At 63.9% G+C, this 17916-nt stretch carries 16 protein-coding genes; 4 read left to right on the top strand and 12 right to left on the bottom strand.

The genetic code is table 11. The features are described from left to right. Positions 1–444 precede the first annotated feature (444 nt). From G0A00_RS21705 to G0A00_RS21650, 12 genes are all read right to left on the bottom strand, one after another. A complete protein-coding gene (locus G0A00_RS21705; protein ID WP_164184497.1) occupies positions 445–840 on the bottom strand; it encodes a cupin domain-containing protein in 396 nt (131 codons plus the stop codon). Positions 841–869: 29 nt separating this feature from the next. Then, entirely contained in the window at positions 870–1508 is a 639-nt protein-coding gene (locus G0A00_RS21700) for an NADPH-dependent F420 reductase (RefSeq protein WP_164184498.1), read from the bottom strand. A gap of 51 nt (positions 1509–1559) precedes the next feature. Then, positions 1560–2321 carry a carboxymuconolactone decarboxylase family protein gene (locus tag G0A00_RS21695; protein WP_164184499.1) on the bottom strand — a complete coding sequence of 254 codons (762 nt, stop codon included), beginning with the start codon at positions 2319–2321 and terminating at the stop codon, positions 1560–1562. Positions 2322–2430: 109 nt separating this feature from the next. Then, positions 2431–3327: a LysR family transcriptional regulator gene (locus G0A00_RS21690; RefSeq protein WP_164184500.1), complete on the bottom strand. Its 897-nt coding sequence runs from the start codon at positions 3325–3327 to the stop codon at positions 2431–2433. Between the two features lie 273 nt (positions 3328–3600). Continuing rightward, on the bottom strand, positions 3601–4902 hold the full coding sequence (locus tag G0A00_RS21685; protein ID WP_164184501.1) for an aspartate aminotransferase family protein: 1302 nt from the start codon (positions 4900–4902) through the stop codon (positions 3601–3603). A gap of 100 nt (positions 4903–5002) precedes the next feature. Next, positions 5003–6253: an FAD-binding oxidoreductase gene (locus G0A00_RS21680; protein WP_164184502.1), complete on the bottom strand. Its 1251-nt coding sequence runs from the start codon at positions 6251–6253 to the stop codon at positions 5003–5005. 2 nt (positions 6254–6255) lie between these two features. Then, entirely contained in the window at positions 6256–7005 is a 750-nt protein-coding gene (locus G0A00_RS21675; protein ID WP_164184542.1) for an amino acid ABC transporter ATP-binding protein, read from the bottom strand. A gap of 10 nt (positions 7006–7015) precedes the next feature. After that, the gene (locus G0A00_RS21670; protein ID WP_164184503.1) at positions 7016–7678 is read right to left on the bottom strand and encodes an amino acid ABC transporter permease; all 663 of its coding nucleotides are present in this window, start codon (positions 7676–7678) and stop codon (positions 7016–7018) included. A gap of 25 nt (positions 7679–7703) precedes the next feature. Further along, positions 7704–8537, bottom strand: coding sequence for a transporter substrate-binding domain-containing protein (locus G0A00_RS21665; protein ID WP_164184504.1), 834 nt, complete (start codon positions 8535–8537; stop codon positions 7704–7706). A 294-nt stretch (positions 8538–8831) separates the two neighbouring features. After that, positions 8832–10553 (bottom strand): chloride channel protein, encoded by a 1722-nt coding sequence (locus tag G0A00_RS21660; protein ID WP_164184505.1) that lies wholly within the window; start codon positions 10551–10553, stop codon positions 8832–8834. A gap of 107 nt (positions 10554–10660) precedes the next feature. After that, the gene (locus tag G0A00_RS21655; RefSeq protein ID WP_164184506.1) at positions 10661–12142 is read right to left on the bottom strand and encodes a PLP-dependent aminotransferase family protein; all 1482 of its coding nucleotides are present in this window, start codon (positions 12140–12142) and stop codon (positions 10661–10663) included. A gap of 207 nt (positions 12143–12349) precedes the next feature. Next, positions 12350–13237 (bottom strand): LysR substrate-binding domain-containing protein, encoded by an 888-nt coding sequence (locus tag G0A00_RS21650; RefSeq protein ID WP_164184507.1) that lies wholly within the window; start codon positions 13235–13237, stop codon positions 12350–12352. Between the two features lie 129 nt (positions 13238–13366). Here G0A00_RS21650 and G0A00_RS21645 point away from each other — a divergent pair, with 129 nt between their 5' ends. The 4 genes from G0A00_RS21645 (at position 13367) to G0A00_RS21630 (ending at position 17880) form a co-directional block, all read left to right on the top strand. After that, positions 13367–14515, top strand: a complete 1149-nt coding sequence (locus tag G0A00_RS21645) for an ABC transporter ATP-binding protein (RefSeq protein WP_164184508.1) — start codon at positions 13367–13369, stop codon at positions 14513–14515. Further along, positions 14512–15531, top strand: a complete 1020-nt coding sequence (locus G0A00_RS21640; protein WP_164184509.1) for a carbohydrate ABC transporter permease — start codon at positions 14512–14514, stop codon at positions 15529–15531. Before G0A00_RS21645 ends, G0A00_RS21640 begins: the two co-directional genes overlap by 4 nt. Then, a complete protein-coding gene (locus tag G0A00_RS21635; RefSeq protein ID WP_164184510.1) occupies positions 15528–16502 on the top strand; it encodes a carbohydrate ABC transporter permease in 975 nt (324 codons plus the stop codon). Before G0A00_RS21640 ends, G0A00_RS21635 begins: the two co-directional genes overlap by 4 nt. A 127-nt stretch (positions 16503–16629) precedes the next feature. Continuing rightward, positions 16630–17880 carry an extracellular solute-binding protein gene (locus G0A00_RS21630; RefSeq protein ID WP_164184511.1) on the top strand — a complete coding sequence of 417 codons (1251 nt, stop codon included), beginning with the start codon at positions 16630–16632 and terminating at the stop codon, positions 17878–17880. Positions 17881–17916: the final 36 nt, after the last annotated feature.

Genomic DNA, 17916 nt, shown 5'->3' with positions numbered 1-17916 from the left:
CCGAAGGTCTTCCTTTCGGCCGTCGCTCTAGCCGCCCTCGTCATCTACTGGTTTTGAATCCTGACCCTAGTCGTTCGATCACGACGTCGTCTTTCCAGCATCCCCGGCGGTCCACGGAGATCTTAACGGTCGCGTCCAGAAAGGGCTGCGTGAAGCGCGGGCGAGTGAACTGGCTGCCCTAATCCGTGTCGAAAGTCTCGCGCCCCCCATGCTGCCGGGCCGCGTTTTCCTGCGCCTCGATTTCCAGCGCCTCCGTGCTATGGGGCGAAACCTCGTCAGCGCCGTTGTGCCTGCCTCAAGAATGGCCGGGCGATCAGGCGGGCTGCGCCCCGCCCCAACATCGGCATCGGCATCGGCATCGGCATCGCATCACCACCGCCCCCGAAACATGAAAGGACCGGGCACAGAAACGCACCCGATCCTCAAGAACGGCGGTTTGCCGGATCAGCCGTTGTAGTCCTCGTCGGCCACCTTCTCCATCCAAGTCACCGGCGAGCCGTTGATGCTTTCCTGGATGGCGATGTGCGACATGGCGTTTCCCGGCGCGGCGCCGTGCCAGTGCTTTTCCTCGGCCGGGAAGAAGACGATGTCACCGGCAGTGACCTCTTCGACCGGGCCGCCTTCGCGCTGCACACGACCCTTGCCGAAGGTGATGATGATGGTCTGGCCCGCCGGATGGGTGTGCCACGCGGTGCGCGCGCCGGGCTCGAAGGTGACATGCGCGCCGCTTGTGCGGCCGGGCGCGTCGGCCTGGAACATCGGGTCGATGCGCACGGTGCCGGTGAAGTAGTCCTCGGGACCGGGGCCGGAAGGAATGCTGCCTGCGCGGATGATTTTCATTGTCTTTCTCCTTCTGTCTCGCTGCGCGGTCAGCCGCGCAGCTTGGTGAACCTGTAGGTAAGCGCTGGCCCGCCCGGTTGGACGTAAGCCAGTTCGACTGTGGCCATGGCAAAGGGCTCGACATAACGGCCGTTGCGCAACCCGCCGGTGTCGAGCGGCTCGAAGCCGATGTCGCGGATGAGCTGGCCGGCGATTTCCTTGGCACCCGCGTCGTCACCATAGGTGAAGACCTGCGGCGCGGGCTCCTGCCCCTTGCGGGCGAAAACCGGCGCGAAACTCTCGGAGGGCGTTGTATTGAAGCACGACACCCAGCGCGCCTTCGGGCGCATCCGGGCCAGTTCCTCGCCGCCGGAGGAGGTGGTGCCGACGACGAGGTCCCGGTTGGCTTCGTCGAGCGGCACACAGCAGTTCAGCACCACCTTTCCGGCCAGATCGCCCGCCTGCTCCAGCACGTCGCCGACCCGCGACCAATGCACCGCCAGAAGCAGCGCGTCGGCCTCGGCCACGGCGTCGGCAATGGTTCCCGATTGCCCGCCGCTCTCCCGCGCAAGGCGCTCCAGCTTCGAGGCAATGCGCGCATAGGCAAAGGTGACGTCATGGCCAGAGGCCGCCCAGAACGTGCCGAGCTTGCCGCCCATCAGACCCGATCCGAGAATGCCGATCTTCATGCTGTACTCCTGAATTGCGGCAGCGGAGCCGAAGCCCCGCCGCCCGAAGACTTAGTTCGCTCGGGCCTCGAAGACCTGCTTGGCCACCGGCAGCGCCGAGAAGACCTTGGGCCAGCCAGCATAGAAGGCGAGATGCGACAGCATGGCACCCGCCTCTTCCTGCGTCAGCCCGTTGTCCATCGCGCGACCCAAGTGGAAGGTCATCTGCTCGGGCTGACCGGCGGCGATCAGCGCGGCGACGGTCACCATGCTGCGATCGCGGGGCTCCAGTGCCGGGCGCAGCCACAGATCGTTGAACAGCAGCTCGCGCGTGGTGTCGACGACACCCATGCTGACATTGGCGAAGTTGCCGCGCACGGTTTCTTCACGGGCGGCCTCGGCCTCCTCATTGATCGGAAGCAGCTCGGGCTCGAGCGCCGGAAGGTCTTCTGCCGTGACACTGCGCGCCTCAAAGACCGGCGCCATCGCCTCGGCGGCGGCGGTGGCATTACCCCAACCGGTGTAGAAGGCGAGATGGGTGATCGTCTCCGAGAGCTCGGCCGGGGTCACGCCCGCGTCGAGCGCCAGCTCGACATAGCTGCCGAGGTTCTCGGTCTCGTGCCGCGTCATCAGCGCCGCAAAGGTGACAAGCGCGCGGTCGCGCATGGAGAGCTCTTCCCCCGCCCAGACAGAGCCGAAAAGATCATTGGTCGAATAAGCCTCAAGCGCGGGCGCAACGGCGCCGACGGCGGATGGCAGGGTGCTGGACACCTCCTGCGCGGTGGCGCCGGTGGTCATGAGGGCGAGGGCCGAAGCGGCAACATAGGTCTTCATGGGAGCTCCTGTCGGGCTGGTTCCGGTTGCCCCCTTCATGTGGTCGGGTGCCGCGGAACCTTAATGCCCGATTGGGCCAACCCACTCATGACAGCGTCTCATGAATGGCTCAGCCCCGCTCTCGCAAAGCCTCCAGAACCACCTCGAAAGCCGAAGACGGACGCTGCCGGCTCGGGTAGTAGAGGTGGAACCCCGGGAAGTAAGGGCAATAGTCGTCAAGGCAGGTCTGCAGAGCCCCAGAGGCCAGATGCTCCGCCGCCAGCCGTTCGGGGATCAGCGCGAGCCCGTGGCCGTCTACCGCCGCGCGCATCACCGGGTTGATCGTGTTGAAACAGGTCTGGCCCGAAACCTTCACGCGGATCTCGTTGCCGTCCTTGTCCTCGAATTCCCAAGCATAAAGCGCGCCATGGGTCGACAGCCGCAAATTGATGCAGCGATGCTCGGCCAGATCGTGTGGCACCTGCGGGGTGCCCGCCGCCTCGAAATACTCGGGGGCACCGACGCAGATCATCCGCTCCTCCGGGCCGATGCGCATCGAGATCATACCCTCGCTCACCTGTTCGCCGTAACGCACCCCGGCATCGCATTGCGAACTCGCTAGATCGGTATAGCCGTAGTCCATGACGAACTCGACGTTCACCGCAGGGTATTGCTTCAGCACCGGCGAGAGCTTGGGCCAGAGGATGCTGTCGATGGCGTATTCCACCGCGACGATCCGCACCGTACCGGTGGGCTGATCGCGCGCGTCATTCAGCGCCTTGAGCCGCGCCTCGATCATCTCGAAACAGGGATTGAGCGTCGCCAGGAGGTCCTCGCCCTCCAACGTCGGCGCCACAGAGCGCGTGGTCCGGGTCAGCAGGCGCAGACCGAGCCGCTGCTCGAGCCCCTTGATCGTATGGCTCAGGGCCGACTGCGACACGTTGAGCCGGGCCGCCGCGCGGGTGAAGCTCCGCTCCTCGGCAACTGCCGCCAAGGCTATGAGGTCGTTTATGTTTTCACGAAGCATGAGGGAGGCCTTGCTCTGATGGTCGAGGACCACACCGGGTCTCCGTCATGATATATGCGCGTGGCTCATGACGTCCATTGATTATCCCGCGACAGCGGGAACCGGATCATCCTGGCGTCGGCAAAGCCACCCTGCGCCTACGCGGACAGCGGGCGGAGGGGCGCCACGGCGAACGTCGGGCCCGGCTATGCAAAGATGATTTCCACCAGCTCAACACCCGTGGTGCCCCCGCCCACTACGCGGCGCGCGGGCTCACGCGATCCGCTGCATACTTCAGAAGACCCCGGCCTCGGTCATCCGCTTTTCCTCTGCCTGCACCGCATCGCAAAGCGCCGCAAGCATCTGCGACCTTTCTTCGGCGCTCATATTCAGCGGCGGATTGATGCGAATGATGCCATCGGCGGCGGCGACAATGCAGCGCCGTTTTCTGCAGTCTTGGCTGATCCGTTCGGCGATCTCTGCGGCGGCATGCGCGCCGCACTGCGCGAACTCGATCCCCCAAAGGTGGCCTTTGCCTCTGACCGCCTTGACGATATGCGCACCGACCAAGCTGTGCAGCGCGGCTTTGATAACGGCCTCGCTTTCCCGCACTCTGCCGATCAGCCCATCCCGCTCGACGATCTCGATCGCTTTGATGGCGATGCTGCAGCCGACGGGATGCCCGGCCATGGTGATCACCTTCCGCAACGGGTAATTCTGCTGGTTCAGCCGGTCATAGATGCCACGGTCGACGGCCACTGCACCCAGTGGAAAATACCCGGCAGTAAGACCCTTGGCCATGGTCACGATATCCGGGCGGATTGCCTCATGCTGAAAGCCGAACCAAGCGCCGGTACGGCCAAAACCAGTGATGATCTCATCAACGACCAGCAAGATGTCGTGCCGCGAGCAAATCTCTCGCACGGCCTTCAGGTATCCCTCGGGAGGCACGATGACCCCCCCGGCGAAATTCACCGGCTCGACGAAGAGGCAGGCGATACGGTCAGCCCCGATCGCAGAGATGTCCCGTTCGAGCTGCGCGCAGAGCGCATCGAGAGGCCGCGCCTTTCCTGTCTCGGAGTCATAGGCGCTCGCCACATGGACAACCTCAGGGCCGTCGCCACGACTTTCTCCCTTGAAGGCAGGGAAGCCTGTGAGGTCTGTCGCGGCCCCGATTTGGCCATGGTAGCTGCGATCAAGCGCGAGGCAGATGCGCTTTTCGGGGCGCCCCGCGGCAATCCAGTTTCCGCGTGCGATGCTGAGGGCGACCTCATTGGCCGAGGCGCCGCTCAGGGCGTATTTGACCATATAGTCACCGCCCAGAAGGGCACTCAGACGACGCGCCAGATCAAGGCTTTCAACGCTCGCCTCTTCAGGCGAACAATAGGACAGCCGCGCCAGTGCTTCGCTCGCGACCGCCAGAAGTTCGGGGTTGCCGTGTCCAAGGTTCAGACAGCTGTGCCCCGAGACCGCTTCATAGGCGGGCTGCTCGCCCCGAATGGTAAGCCAGCCCCCGCGGCCACCGGTCACCACAGTGTCAGGGACCGGCCTCCCTTCAAAATCTTCCAGCCATTGGCGCTCGGCATGTTGTGTCATTTCAAGTCTTTCTCGCTGCCGCAACGCGAGGTACGCGGCGGCCTGAATAGAGGAAGCAGAGGCACCCGCGGGTGCCGGTCTTCGTGCGACGCGGCGGCGATCAGCCAGCGAACCGCCGGGGGGAAAACGGCGCCAGCGGTATGTCGGGGGCGCGGTCGCTCAGAAGGTCATCGACGATGCGCGCGGTACGGGCAGAGGCGGTGAACCCGATATGTCCGTGACCGAAGGCGTGGATCGCATTGCTGGCCCGCGAAGCGCGCCCGATCACCGGCGTGCAGTCGGTCATCGAGGGCCGCACCCCCATCCAGCGGATCGCGTCTGCATCGTGGCCTTCCAGTTCGGGAAAGACGCTGACAGCCCGGCGATGCAGGATCTCTACATGTTTCCAGTCGGCCGGAGCGTCCGGGTCTGCGATCTCGACCTGTCCGGCGACCCGCAAACCGGGCAGCTTGGGGGTGATCGCGATCCGCTGGTCGGCGAGCATCACCGGCTGGGTCAGCCCGGTCGGGTTCGTGCGGTACTGAATGCAATAGCCGCGCTCGGCGCCAAGCGGCACGCGGTCGCCCAGCTCCGCGGCGAGCGGTCCGCTGGCGTGGCCCGCAGAAATCACGACGGCATCACAGGCCGTCTCGCCGCCGCTGTGCCTCAGGTGGGTCACCCTGCCCTCTTCAAGCACAAACCCCAAGGCGCGCTCGGCAAGAATGGTAAGCCGCTCCGCAGGGATGGCTGCCAGCAGCGCCTTGATATAGCCCGACGTGTCGAGGCAATAGCCGGACTCGTTGATCGTGCTGCCGCAGACATAGCCCTTCGGCAAGCCCGAGATGCTCTGCTGCAGGTCTTCGAGACTTTTCTCCGAGCAGGAAATGCCAAAGTCCTTGCGGACGGCCCAGGTGCCATCGGCACGGCGGCTTTCTTCGGTGGGGTAGAGATAATAGACCGGCTCGCGCTTCAGCAGAGGCTCTGCGGCGGTGCCTGCGATCATCTCGGCATGCAGTGCCGGAGCATCCTTCACCAACGGCGCCAGCCCGGTGGCGAGCTTGCGCTGTCGCGGCACTGTGGCGCCCGCCGCAAGGAACTTCAGCCCCCAGACGGCGCGCCCCGGGAAGTCGCGCCAGCGAACCGCCAGAGGTGCATCCTTGGTGACGAGATAGCCGGGCACCTGCCGCCACAGGCCGGGACTGGAAATCGGAACCATGAAACCGTTGCTGACCAGCGCGCCATTGCCATAGGCCGCGTTGTTGGTGCCGCCGATCTCTGTCGGCTCCACGAGCGTGATGTCATGCCCGGCCTCGGCGAGGCGCTTGGCAGTGGCAACGCCGGTGATCCCGGCGCCGATGACGATAACATGCATGATTATGCCCCGTGGAAGTGCGAAAGGAAGGCTTTCGTCTGCGGTTGCTTGGGATTGTCGATGACCTCTTTGGCGGGGCCTTCTTCCACCACGTAGCCGCCAGCCATGAAGATGACCCGGTCTGCGACCTCGCGGGCAAAGGCCATCTCGTGGGTGACAACGATCATGGTCATCCCCTCCGAGGCCAGCTTTTGCATCACGCCGAGGACCTCGCCGACCAATTCGGGATCCAGCGCCGAGGTCGCTTCGTCGAAGAGCATCACATCGGGCTCCATGGCCACTGCCCTTGCGATTGCGACACGCTGCTTCTGCCCGCCCGACAACGACGACGGCCAAGCGTCGGCCTTATCCGCAAGACCCACCGCTTCGAGTTGCTTCATGGCGAGGGCGCGCGCCTTGTCCTTGGGCATCTTTCGCGCGGTCACCGGGCCTTCCATCACATTGCCGATGACGGTCATATGCGGGAACAGATTGAAATGCTGAAAGACCATGCCGGTCGACTGGCGAAAGCCGACGAGATCCTTGCCGCGGATTCCGCGGCTGCCTTCGCCAAAGACCATCCGGGTGCCGCCGATCTCGATACAGCCACTGTTGGGCTCGACCAGCACGTTGAGGCAGCGCAGCAGGGTCGACTTGCCCGAACCGGAGGGTCCGATCAGCGCGACAACCTCGCCCTTGGGGATGCGCAGGTTGATGTCGCGCAGGACCGGGTTGGAGCCGTAGCTCTTTTGGAGTCCGTCAATTCTGATCATCATCTGGGCCTCAGTGTTTCACGCCATGTTTCGCTTCCAGCCGGCGGACCAGCATCGTCAGCGGGAACAGGATGGCGAAGTAGATAAGCGCGACCGTGGTGAAGACCTCGAGCGGTCGGAAGGTCTCATGGGAAATCATCTTGCCCTCGTAGAGCAGGTCAGGAACGGCGAGGACCGAGACCAGCGAGGTGTTCTTGAGGTTGATGACCGACTGGTTGACCAGCGGCGGCACCATTTTGCGGATGGCCTGCGGCAGGATGATCCGCCGCAGCACCTGCCCTTCGGTCAGGCCAATGGCGGCGCCCGCCTCGGCCTGACCCGGGTCGATGCCCTGAATGCCGGCCCGAACGATCTCTGAGTAGAACGCTGCACCGTAGAGCATGATGGCAAGGAAAGCGGCCATCATGGCCGAGATTTCCACTCCGATAAGGATTGGCAGCGCGTAGTAGATCCAAATGAGCGTCACGAGCACCGGAGTGCAGCGGAACAGCTCGATCACGGAAATGGAGAGATAGCGGATCGGAGCAAATTTCGAGAGCGCGCCCAAGGCGTTGATCGTCCCGAGGATCAGCCCGACCACGATCACCGCGACGGCCAGCAACAAAGTGACCTTCAGGCCGCTCAGCAGCAGGTCACGATACTCCCAGACGGAGAGGAAATCCCATTGGTACATGTCTGTCAGTCTTTCGGTTTCAGGATCAGAGCTGGACGTTTGCCGGGAAGTCTTCCGGCGTCACGCCAACCAGCGCCATATTGCGGATCACGGCCTCTTGGATGAAACCGCTCTCCCGGCGTTCGGCGAGCCAAGCGTTGACGTAATCCTGCAGAGCGGTGTCCCCGGTGCGCTGGAAGCCCGCGTGCGAGGTGGTCGCCTGCAGCGGCTCCGGCGCGACGATGGTGCCCATCGACGGGTTCTTTTTGACCACAGGCAGGCCCAGCATCATCACAAAGCACTGCGCGTCGGCCCGGCCCGATTGCAGCGCGATCGACGCTTCTGCCACGCTCTCGAAGCGCAGGATGGTCGCCTTCGGCAGCATCCGCGTCACGGTGGCGTCATGCGACGAGCCCGCGTCGACAGCGATCCGGATCTCGGGGCGGTTGTACTCTTCCCAAGTCTCGAAGATGGCGTCTTCGTGACAGATCAGCGTGAAGGCGTTGTTGAAGACGGCGTCCGAGAAATCGATGGCCTTGCGGCGCTCGGGCGTCGGGTTCAGCCCGAACATCAGGTCGATCTTGTCCGCCTGAAGGTCAAGCACGCTGTTGCCCCAAGTCGTGGTCACGATCTCGAGTTCCACGCCCATGTCTTCGGCCAGCGCCCGACCAACGTCGATGAAGATCCCGCTCCATTCGTCGCTGCGCATGTCTTTGCGGAAAGTCGGGGCGGCATCGGTCACGCCGCCAATACGAAGCTTTCCGGCAGCCTTGATACGCTCGGGCACCTCGGAGGGCGCAGCAAACAGCGGCGCGACACCCGTGGTGCCGGCAAAAAAGAGGCCTGCCACGCTGGTCTTGAGAAGGGTACGTCTGTTCATTTTTCTGTCCTGTTGAGCATTTGTTTTCTTCCGCCCCGAGCCGTTTATGCGAGCAACGATCTGAAGCACGAGATCGGGGTAGCGGCTAACTTGCTTCCCCCAAAAGAACCAGATTTCTTGCACTTCATGGGAGCAGATCGCCGAGACATGGCATCACCTGCGGAGGGGCCTTCGGGACACGTGCCAAAAACCCGAGATTTCTTTTTAGTTTATTGCCCTTAAGAAGTTGTCTCGCCGCTTTCAGGCCGGTCGTGCCACGCCAAATCCGCGGCGACTGCTTCACTTGTGTCACCTTTAGCGGCGCACAGGATATAGGCGTTTGTTCATTTCTTCAGCGTATCTCTTGAGGCAGTATTGCTCGTTGACGATGCCAAGCACGTCCCGATCTGGGCCAAGCACAGCAAGCATGTCCGCTTCGTGCCGCGACAGGACGCGGATCGCGTCTTGCACATTCTGCGCCGGAAGCAGCCATGCGTTGGTATGGATGGCGATGTCCGCCAATGGGGTCTTCGGGTCGAGGGCCTCGGCATGAAGATCCGTCAGGGCACAAAGGCCGCGATATGTCTTGGTGTCGTCGACCAGCGGCACGGCCTTTGTGGACCCAAGCGCGAACCGCCGCCGGGCCTCTCCGACTGTCATTGTGGCGGGAAGGCAGACGATGCTGCGGCGCATCAGGCGACCGACCGTGAGATCCCGCAGCCAGCCGACGTCCGCCGCAGACCGAATGGCTTCGCCGCGAAGATGGAATCGCCAAGTGGAAAAGCTGAAGCCGAAGAATTGCCGCACGATCGCAGAGGCCACAAGCGCCGAGAACAGCACGGACAAAGCCAAAGGCAGGCTCTGCGTGAGTTCAAGCGCCAGAAAGCTCATCGCCATCGGCGCGCCGATCACCGCCGTTGCCCAAGCGCACATGCCCACGATCGCGAAGATGATCACCGGAAGCTGCATGTCGAACGTCGTGATCCATAGGGCGCCCACCGATTTTCCAAGCAGTGCCCCCAGAAGCAGCGACGCAAAGAAGAGCCCGCCACGAAATCCGGAACCGAGCGAGATGACCGAGGCCAGCATCTTGAGCCCGAGCAACCAAAGCAGCGTTTCAACAGGGAACGGGATCGCCAAGACAACGTCCATCGCGCCATGGCCCGACGACAGCACCTGCGGACTTTCGAGCGCCAGCAGACCGACAAGAACGCCGCCAAGAAGTGGGTGGCTCCAGCCCGGCAGGCGGGTTTTGCGCATGGCCCGCTCGGCCCAGGATACCGAACACATGAGCAAGATCCCCAAAGCCGCCGCGGTCAAGGCGATGACGATCAGCGCAGGATAGGCTTTGGCGGGAACGTCCCCGGCATAGAAAAGCCATCCGCCCGTGTTTCCGCCCAGAAGGCGCGCGATTGCGGTCGCCGACAGAGTTGCGGCCAGAACCGGAAGCACGGCGGCGGCGGAATAGCCCGCCAGAACAAGCTCGAAGGCATAAAAGGCCCCTGCGAGCGGCGCATTGAAGGCTGCGGCAATCGCTGCGCCAGCGGCGGCAGCCACCAACAGCCGCATGTCCTCACGTCTCAGGCGCAGACGCTGGCCGCTCAGCGAGGCAAGGGCGGAAGTGACCTGCGTGTATGCCGCCTCCATCCCCACCGAAGCACCAAAGCCGCTCGAAACCACGGTCTGCCCCGACAGGAAGAGGCTTCCTGCGAGGTTCATTTTACCACCCGCGATCGCATTTGCCTCGATCGGGTCCGCGATCCGGCCAAACCAGCGCGGCCCGAAGTAGTAAGAGAGCGCCATCAGCGCACCGCCGATGACCGGCCCGCCAAAGGCACGCAGCGGCTCGAGCGTCTCGCTGGCGCTGAGATATCCGCTGGCGCCGAATATCCAATGCCCCATCAGATGAATCACCGCCTGCAGACCCATCACGGCCCCACCGGCGACAAGCCCGATACAGGCTGCGAGCGCCGTCAGAGCTATTTCGTTCTGGCGGATGAGCCTCCGCAGCCGTGCGGGTGCCAGAAGGCGGCGCAAAGGGCGGAGCCTGCGCGAGGCGTGGGCGCGATGGGGCAAGTCTTGACCTCAAGAAGAGAGATGTCGGTGTCGGGGCGGTTCAGGGCCTGCGTGCTTGCGTAACGCCCCTATTCCGCTGCGAGCTCTGCAGCGGTCTGAGCCAAGATTTTCAATCCCGCCTCCTGCCGCTCTTCGTCCATCAGAAGAAAACCGAGTTTGATGAAGCTCCGCCCTCTTTCCGGATCGTGAAAAAAGACCCGCCCGGGTTCGATCGCCACCCGACGGCGACGCAACCGCGCTGCAAGTTCGGTGGTATCGAGGTCTCCGGGCGCCTTGATCCACAGATTGAGCCCTCCCGAAGACGGCGGCATCTGCCAGCCCGGAAGGTGCTTCGAAACCAGCCGGTTGCAGCTTTGCCAGCGCCTTTTCGCAATCCGGCGAAGGCTGCGGATCTGTCTCTCGTAGCCACCGCTCGAGATGAAATGTGCCAGCGTGCGCTGCTCGTGCCCTGACAGGTTCCGGATCTGGTAGCGGCGGCAGCCCCGGATCGCTGCGATGACATCGGCATGGGCCACGACAAAGGCGATGCGGCAGATCGCACCAAGATATTTGGAAAAGCCGCTCACATAGATCACATTGCTCAGGCCATTCGCGGCAATCGGCGCTGACGACTGCCCGACGAAGCGCATCTCGGAATCATAGTCGTCCTCGATAATCACTTTGCCCGTCGCCGCCGCCATCTGGTGCAGCCTGACCTTCCTCGGCGTCGACATGCTGACGTTGCTCGGCAGTTGGTGGCTTGGCGTTGTGTAGATGATCTCTGCCGCATCTGGGATCTCGTCCAGCATCAGGCCACCCTTGTCGATCGGCACCGGGAAAAGTTCGGCGCCCGACCGAAGAAAGCTGTGGCGCGCATCGGGATAGCCTGGGTCCTCGAAGGCGACCTGCGTGCCCGGCCGCATTGTCACCTGTGCAATCATGTGCAGCGCGTGCTGCGTCCCGGCGGTCAGCAGAATATTCTCTGGCCCGACAAAGATGCCGCGCGCTGGCAGCAGTTCCTTGAGGATCATCTCGACCAGGAACGGATCGTCCGCGCCGAAATTGTCGTAGACGCTGAAGGCCCGCGAAGGCCCTTCAAAGGCATCCCGCGCGGCCCTGATCCACGTCGAGACGGGAAAGCTTTCGCGCGGCAAGGACGCGGTGATGAATGGATAGCTTACGGTGGCGTCATTGGTGGAGCGCCTGACCTCGGGCGGATCGCCGGGCGTGTGGGTGCCAAAGAGCTTGTGCTGCCATTGTGCGCCTGCCGTCTGGACTGGCTCAGCATCTTGATCCACGTGCAGATCGCTGAATTCTTCATTGACGAACCAGCCCGAACGCTGCGCCGAGTAGATGACACCTTGGGATTCAAGCTCTTGATATGAGAGCGAGATCGTGTTGATGCCCAAGTTCAGAAACTGCGCAAGTTGCCGTGTGGCGGGCAGCTTTCCATTGCGAAAGTGGCCGTCTTGGATGGCACGCAGCAGGCCGCGGCTGACCTGAATGTAGAGCGGGACATCGGCCCCATGGTCCAGCACAACGTAGCGCCCGGCTATTTCTTCACCTGTCATCTGGACGTTCTCTTCTACACGGACGTGACGGGCGCGCGACGGCCCGCGATTGCCGCGTCAGCTTAGCCGCCGCCTGCTACCAAATGAAGTCGCAGAAAACGTAATCTGATTGGTAGCAGATTGATGCCATCTGAGTGGATGCAGCGCGTCGCTATGGCTCTTCTTCACGCGTCGAAACCTCGCGCAGCACCTGCGTGATCGGCCCGACTATGGGGCTCCTACCGCGGCAGCAATGCCCGCAGTCTCCAGAAAAGCACTGACCGTGGGCGTGCCCATCTTCGTGCGCAGGCAGAAGACATGCTCTGGGAAGGATTCAGCGATATCCGAGATCGGAACCCGCACGATCCCGCCTTCGCGCCGGGACGCCGCGTCGAACATGAACCCGATCCCGATGCCTTGCGCAGCGGCCTCGAACACCGCCTCGCGCGATTCCAGCCAGAACAGCGGCGTCAGCGTCAGACCCAGCGATTTGAGCGCGAGGTTGAGCTCGCGCTGCGTTTGCGAGCGTCCACTGCGAAACAACAGGGACTGACCCGCCAGATCCGCCAGTCTCAGGCTCTTGCGCTTGGCGAATGGATGCGTTTGCGGGACCAGCGCGACCAGCGACTGATAGAGCAATGGCGCCCGGTAAATCTCCGAACCAGAGGGCGCGGCGGTCAGAATGCCAAGGTCCACGCGGCGGTCTCGGACGGCGGTCACGACCTCCTGCCAATTGCCAAAAGAGATGTCGATCTTGATGCCCGGGTATTTCTGCCGGAAGCGGGCGACCTGCTCCATCGCGGGTCCCGGAGCGCCCGCGGCGATTGACAGCTCGCCGACCTCGAGTGCCCGCGCCGTCAACAGAATCTCGGCGGCATCGCGCTCTACCTCCCGCTGGGCCGCGGTGCGCTGGAACAGTCGGTGCCCCATCGTCGTCAGCTCGGAGCCATGGGCAGTGCGTTCGAAAAGCCTGACCGCAAAGCCTTCTTCCAGCGTTTTGACCTGTGCGGTGATCGCTGGCTGCGACAAGCCCAACGCGCGCGCGGCGGCAGAAAAACTACCCGTGGCAGCGACTTCGTTGAAGGCCCTGATCTGGGCGGCGGTGGGTCGTTTCATCAGGGCCTCGCAAGGTTTTCGGTGCCATAACCTAAATTGATAATGTGTCACTCAAGTTACAAGAATCTCCTGTAGCTCCCGCCTCAACCGCGGCCCGGCAGACCGGGCATTGGACAAGAGGACAGGACATTGGCGACAGTGACCCTTCGGGGCATCCGGAAGAATTTCAAGGAAACAGAGGTGCTGCGCGGCATCGATCTGGCGATCGCCGATGGCGAGTTCGTGTCTTTGGTCGGCCCCTCTGGCTGCGGCAAGTCGACGTTGCTGCGGATCATCGCCGGTTTGGAGAGCGCCAGCGCGGGAGCGATCGAGATCGGCGGCGCGCCGGTGGACGGCCTGCGCGCCGCGGACCGCAACCTGTCGATGGTGTTCCAGTCCTACGCGCTCTACCCGCATCTGACCGTGGCCGAGAACATCGCCGTGCCGCTGCGCATGCGGCAGCTCAGCACCGCGCAGCGCCTGCCGCTGGTCGGACGCGCGATGCCGGGCGCGGCGGCGCAGAACCGAAAGATCGACGCCCGCGTGATGGAGGCTGCAAAGACGCTCGAGATCGATGGGCTGCTGCAGCGCAAGCCCGGGCAGCTTTCGGGCGGGCAGCGCCAGCGGGTGGCGCTCGGTCGGGCACTGGTGCGCGCGCCAGCGGCCTTCTTGCTGGATGAGCCGCTGTCGAACCTCGATGCCAAGCTGCGGGTCCACACACGGACCGAGATCGCCGAGCTGCACCGCCGTCTCGCGGCAACCTTCATCTATGTCACCCATGATCAGGTCGAAGCGATGACCATGTCCGACCGCATCGCCGTGATGATGGGCGGCGAGATTCTGCAATGCGATGCGCCTACGCGCATCTACGAAGACCCAAATGATCTGCGTGTCGCTGAATTCATCGGCTCGCCGCGCATCAACGTGCTGCCCGCCGAGAGCGACAGCATGGGCCGGGTATCGGTGCTGGGCACCGGACTGCCGCTGGCCCTGTCTGGCGGACGCCAGACGTTGCAACTGGCCCTGCGCCCCGAGGCGCTGACCCTGACCGGCATCGATCCGCTGCTGCAGGGCCGTGTCGTCCATGCCGAGAACCTTGGCCACGAGATCTACGTGCAGGTGACACTGGATGGCGCCGAGCAGCGCGTGGTGCTGCGGGCCGATCCCGCGCTGCGGGCACAGCTGCACCTCGGCGCCGAGGTCGGGCTGACCTTCGATCCCGCCCGTGCGCTGATCTTCGACGCCGAAGGCCGCCGCCTGCGCAATGTGGTCTCTGCCCTGCGGGAGGTTCCCGCATGACCACTGCAGAGACCTTCCAGAGCCCGCGCGCCGAGCGCGCCGCTCCCAGCGTCGACCGTCGTCAGGCGGGGGCAGGCTGGCTGATGAGCGCGCCGGCGCTGGCCCTGATGCTGACCATCCTCATCGCCCCTGTGCTGCTGGCGCTGGTGCTCAGCTTCACCGATTATTCGCTGGGCAACCCGGGCTTCAACTGGGTGGGCTTCGAGAATTACGAGCGCATCTTCACCCGCTCGACCTACGCAAAAATGCTCAGCGCCACCTTCACCTATGTGCTGACGGTGGTGCCGCTGTCGGTCGGGCTCGGGCTGGGCGCGGCGCTGCTGATCCAATCGCTGACCCGCGGCGCGGCGGTCTACAAGGCGATCTACTTCCTGCCGGTGATGGCAACGCTGCTGGCGATGACCATCGTCTGGCAGCTGATGCTGCATCCCTCCATCGGGGTGATCAACCGCGGGCTCGAGACGCTCTGCGCCATGCCGGTCACTCGCGGGCTGTTCAGCCTGTCGTTTCTTGGGCTCGCCCCCGAGGCCACATGGTTCGGCCGGGTCTGCACCGAGGGCACGCCGCTCTGGCTCGGGGATCGAGACTACGCCATCTGGGTGGTCTGCTTCATCGGCATCTGGCAGGGCTTCGGCTTCAACATGGTGCTCTATCTGGCAGGGCTTACCGGCGTCTCGCGCGAGCTTTATGCCGCCGCCGAGATGGATGGCGCGCGCTCAAGCTGGGAGCGCTTCCGGCTGGTGACATGGCCCGCGCTGGGGCCGACCACGGTCTTCGTCGTGACCATCACCTGCATCCGCGCCTTTCAGGCTTTCGACACGGTCGAGGCATTGTTCTCGCCCGGCGGCGGCCCCGGCAAGTCTGCCTATGTGATGATGTTCGCCATCTACGAGAAGGGCGTGACCCAGAACCTCGTGGGCATCGGTGCCGCGATCACCGTGCTGTTCCTCGTCTTCGTGATGATCCTGACCGTGATCCAGCGCCGGATCACCGAGCGCAAGGTGCACTACGCATGAGCCGCCTTTCCCCTTCCCAGATGATCCGCCATTTCATCCTGCTCATCGGTGCCGTGGTGGTGCTGGCCCCCTTCGTGGTGATGCTGAGCTACTCGCTGAAATCCCCCGCCGAGATCGAGCGCGGCACCGGCGGGCTGTTCGGCGCGCAAGAGATGATGGTCGATCCCAAATGCGCCCTGCGCAGCGCCCCGCGCCGCGAGGATGTCGAAGCCGCCCGGGTGCGCTTTCCCGGCGCTGACGACGGCACGATCCTCGCGACGCTCACCGACGAGGCCCGGACTGCCTGCGAGGTCCGCCCGGTGGTCTTCAACTACCGCTCGGCGTTTCAGGACGCGCCGCTGCTGCGCTATCTCGCCAACGGCGTGATCGTCACTGCCTCGATCTTTCTGCTGCAGATGCTGATCGCGCTGCCCGCTGCCTATGCGCTGTCGAAACTGAAGTTCTGGGGCCGCGAGGCGGTGTTCGGGCTGGTGCTCTTCTGCCTGCTGATCCCGGTGCATGCCATTGCGCTGCCGCTCTATCTCGGCCTCGCGAAGATTGGCCTCACGAATACCTACGCGGCGCTGGTGGTGCCTTGGATCGTCTCGGCCTTCGGCATCTTTCTGATGCGGCAGTTCTTCATGACCGTGCCCGACGATCTGGTCGATGCCGCGCGGATGGACGGGATGGGCGAGTTCGCCATCGTCTGGCGGGTGATGCTGCCGACCGCGATCCCGGCGCTGCTCGCCTTTGCCATCTTCTCGGTCGTGGCGCATTGGAACGACTATTTCTGGCCGCGCATCGTCGTCACCGGCGACCGCAACCTCTTCACCCCGCCGCTTGGCCTGCGCGAGTTTCAGGCGGGTGCAGACGGCAACCTTTACGGGCCGATGATGGCGACGGCGACGGTGATCGTCATCCCGCTGATCGTCGCCTTCATGCTGGCCCAGCGTCGCTTCATCGAGGGGATCACCCTTTCGGGCATGAAGTGACCACCATGGCCCCCGGCGCGCCAACCCTCACCGGCCCGCCGCGGCTTGAAGACCACCCTGCCGGGCCACCGGCCCGGCAGCCTCTCCCCCCTTCTCAACCTCACCCACCATTCCGGAGCCTTCCCACATGACCAAGCTCACCCTCGGCGCGCTGCTGCTCGCCTCCTCTGCCCTTCCCGCCCTTGCGCAGGACGAGGTCACCATCGATTTCGTCTACCCCTACGCGTCGCTCTTTGACGTGACCTACGAGGCGATCATGCCCGCCTTCAAAGCGGCGCATCCCAACATCACCATCAACATCCGCGCCTCCTACGAGGAGTATGAGGATGCCTCCAACACCGTCCTGCGCGAGGCGGTTTCGGGCAATCTGCCGGATGTGACCATGCAGGGCCTCAACCGCCAGCAGATCCTTGTGGATCGCGGCATCGCGCAATCGCTCGAGCCGTTCATCGCCGAAGAGGCCGACTTCCAGAAGGACGGTTACCATCAGGCGATGCTGTCGCTCTCGACCTTCAACGGCGACGTCTACGGCCTGCCCTTCTCGGTCTCGCTGCCGGTGGGCTATTACAACCTCGACACGCTTGCCGCGGCTGGCGTCGAGGATCTGCCGACCACTTGGGATGAGGTCATCGGCACCTGCAAGGCGCTGATCGACTCGGGCGTCAGCAACCCGATCTATTGGGACTGGGCGATCACCGGCAACTGGTTCTTCCAGGCGCTGATGTGGACCCAGGGCGTCGCCCCGGTCGAGGATGGCCACATCAACATGGACACCCCCGAGGCGCTGCGCACACTGGAAACGGTCAAGGCGATCGTGGACGGCTGCAACATGCGCAACCTGACCGGTGACGAGGCGGTTTCCGCCTTTGCCGCAGGCGAGCTGCCGCTGATGTATACCTCGACCTCGAACGTCGGGCGGATGATGACCATCAAAGCCGACTTCGACTTCGACACTGGCGCGTTCCCGGGCCTCGATGGCACGCCCGACGGCCTGCCCGCAGGCGGCAACGCTGCGGTCATGACCTCGACCTCCGAAGACCCCGCGGTGCGCGAGGCGGCCTGGCAGTGGATCAAGTTCATCACCTCCGGCGAAGGCGCGGCGGAAGTCGCCCGGACCACCGGTTACATGCCGCCGAACCAAGCTGCCAACGACATCATTCTTGCGGATTTCTACGAGCAGAACCCGCAGAAGGCGACCGCTGTCGAACAGCTGCCGCTGCTGCGGGACTGGCAGGCCTACCCCGGCGACAACGGGCTGGCGATCACTCAGGTGATCTATGACGGGCTCGAGCGTATTGTCACCGGCGACGCGCAGGACATGGAAGAGCTGCAGCAGGAGCTGACCGAAGAAATCGAGGACCTTCTGCCGCGCGGCTAAACGCTGCCTGACACGGGGGGTGGCACGCCGCGTGCC

This window comes from Salipiger sp. PrR002 (assembly GCF_010500775.1).
In the GTDB taxonomy this organism is placed as follows: domain Bacteria; phylum Pseudomonadota; class Alphaproteobacteria; order Rhodobacterales; family Rhodobacteraceae; genus Salipiger.
This window is presented reverse-complemented; position numbering and strand designations above follow the sequence as displayed.